Here is a 2880-nt window from a genome sequence, read left to right as displayed (position 1 = left end):
CTGCTGACGAACAAAACGATTCGCAGCGATGCAAACAGCGCCAAGCGCGTTTGCGACAGACAGATCTTTAAAAATTAACAGCCGATAAGCGTGGGCGTTTAATGAAGTGCGACAGAACTTCGGTTCTGGAAACTTTAAATATTAAATGCTCACAAGAAATATAGGTAAGTTCGCAAGAAATTACCTGTCAGTATTTTGAGAGAGCGATGCCCTTCGGGGTAGCCAGAAATGGCACAAAACAGAGATTAAACTAAAGAGTTTGATCCTGGCTCAGATTGAACGCTGGCGGCATGCCTTACACATGCAAGTCGAACGGCAGCATAGGAGCTTGCTCCTGATGGCGAGTGGCGAACGGGTGAGTAATATATCGGAACGTGCCCTAGAGTGGGGGATAACTAGTCGAAAGACTAGCTAATACCGCATACGATCTACGGATGAAAGTGGGGGATCGCAAGACCTCATGCTCCTGGAGCGGCCGATATCTGATTAGCTAGTTGGTGGGGTAAAAGCCTACCAAGGCGACGATCAGTAGCTGGTCTGAGAGGACGACCAGCCACACTGGGACTGAGACACGGCCCAGACTCCTACGGGAGGCAGCAGTGGGGAATTTTGGACAATGGGGGCAACCCTGATCCAGCAATGCCGCGTGAGTGAAGAAGGCCTTCGGGTTGTAAAGCTCTTTTGTCAGGGAAGAAACGGTAGTAGCTAATATCTACTACTAATGACGGTACCTGAAGAATAAGCACCGGCTAACTACGTGCCAGCAGCCGCGGTAATACGTAGGGTGCAAGCGTTAATCGGAATTACTGGGCGTAAAGCGTGCGCAGGCGGTTGTGTAAGTCAGATGTGAAATCCCCGGGCTCAACCTGGGAATTGCATTTGAGACTGCACGGCTAGAGTGTGTCAGAGGGGGGTAGAATTCCACGTGTAGCAGTGAAATGCGTAGATATGTGGAGGAATACCGATGGCGAAGGCAGCCCCCTGGGATAACACTGACGCTCATGCACGAAAGCGTGGGGAGCAAACAGGATTAGATACCCTGGTAGTCCACGCCCTAAACGATGTCTACTAGTTGTCGGGTCTTAATTGACTTGGTAACGCAGCTAACGCGTGAAGTAGACCGCCTGGGGAGTACGGTCGCAAGATTAAAACTCAAAGGAATTGACGGGGACCCGCACAAGCGGTGGATGATGTGGATTAATTCGATGCAACGCGAAAAACCTTACCTACCCTTGACATGGATGGAATCCTGAAGAGATTTGGGAGTGCTCGAAAGAGAACCATCACACAGGTGCTGCATGGCTGTCGTCAGCTCGTGTCGTGAGATGTTGGGTTAAGTCCCGCAACGAGCGCAACCCTTGTCATTAGTTGCTACGAAAGGGCACTCTAATGAGACTGCCGGTGACAAACCGGAGGAAGGTGGGGATGACGTCAAGTCCTCATGGCCCTTATGGGTAGGGCTTCACACGTCATACAATGGTACATACAGAGGGCCGCCAACCCGCGAGGGGGAGCTAATCCCAGAAAGTGTATCGTAGTCCGGATTGGAGTCTGCAACTCGACTCCATGAAGTTGGAATCGCTAGTAATCGCGGATCAGCATGTCGCGGTGAATACGTTCCCGGGTCTTGTACACACCGCCCGTCACACCATGGGAGCGGGTTTTACCAGAAGTGGGTAGCCTAACCGCAAGGAGGGCGCTCACCACGGTAGGATTCGTGACTGGGGTGAAGTCGTAACAAGGTAGCCGTATCGGAAGGTGCGGCTGGATCACCTCCTTTCTAGAGTGCGCACGAAGTTAAGCGTCCACACTTATCGGCTGTAAATCAAGAACAGTTATTTGGTGAAGCACGGTCCGTGACACAAGTCACTGACTGGCTACTGATACTGATCCAAGCGGGTCTGTAGCTCAGCTGGTTAGAGCACCGTGTTGATAACGCGGGGGTCGTTGGTTCGAGCCCAACCAGACCCACCAAGGTTTCGGGGGTTTAGCTCAGCTGGGAGAGCACCTGCTTTGCAAGCAGGGGGTCGTCGGTTCGATCCCGTCAACCTCCACCAAGAAATGTCAAACCTAAGTCAGCGTTCAAGTTGGCGTAGTGATTTAGGTTTGATCTTTTACGATCAATGGCTGTTTTTGTTCTTTAACAATCTGGAAGAAGTAAAGATTCATTTGATGATGAATACCAGGACTGCGGTCCTTGTGTGAATCAAAAAAATGGGTGTGATTGTATCAATCAAAGTATTACGAAGTGATCTTAGCAATTAGAAGACTTACTTTGGAATACGGCAAACGCTAAAACTCAACGCTTCATATAACGCTCTTGTAAAAGAGGCTAACGTTATAGGAACAAGCGAATAAGTGCACATGGTGGATGCCTTGGCGATTACAGGCGATGAAGGACGTAGTAGCTTGCGATAAGCTGCGGGGAGCTGGCAAACAAGCTTTGATCCGCAGATTTCCGAATGGGGAAACCCGGCCGTAAGGTCATCGTTATCTGAATACATAGGGTAACGAAGCGAACGTGGCGAACTGAAACATCTAAGTAGCTACAGGAAAAGAAATCAACCGAGATTCCCAAAGTAGTGGCGAGCGAAATGGGATCAGCCTGCAAGATTTAGCATCAACGATAGCAAAACGGAATGGAAAGTCCGGCCATAGTGGGTGATAGCCCCGTATGCGAAATCGATGGTGTGGAACTAGGCTTGCGACAAGTAGGGCGGGACACGTGAAATCCTGTCTGAACATGGGGGGACCATCCTCCAAGGCTAAATACTCGTAATCGACCGATAGTGAACCAGTACCGTGAGGGAAAGGCGAAAAGAACCCCGGAAGGGGAGTGAAATAGATCCTGAAACCGTGTGCATACAAACAGTAGGAGCC

Annotated in this window: 2 tRNA genes and 2 rRNA genes; all 4 read left to right on the top strand. The window is 50.2% G+C overall.

Annotation, left to right across the window (positions count from 1 at the left end):
• Positions 1-247 precede the first annotated feature (247 nt).
• Positions 248-1780 (top strand): 16S ribosomal RNA (locus JOD78_RS27835).
• 117 nt (positions 1781-1897) lie between these two features.
• Positions 1898-1974, top strand: a tRNA-Ile gene (locus JOD78_RS27830).
• A gap of 7 nt (positions 1975-1981) precedes the next feature.
• Positions 1982-2057 (top strand) — tRNA-Ala (locus JOD78_RS27825).
• Positions 2058-2344: 287 nt separating this feature from the next.
• Positions 2345-2880 (top strand): 23S ribosomal RNA (locus tag JOD78_RS27820); the annotation flags it as partial.

The organism is Herbaspirillum sp. 1130 (genome assembly GCF_017833835.1).
Classification (GTDB): Bacteria; Pseudomonadota; Gammaproteobacteria; order Burkholderiales; family Burkholderiaceae_D; genus Herbaspirillum; species Herbaspirillum huttiense.
Note: the sequence above shows the minus strand (reverse complement) of the source record. Positions and strands in the feature narration are given on the sequence as shown.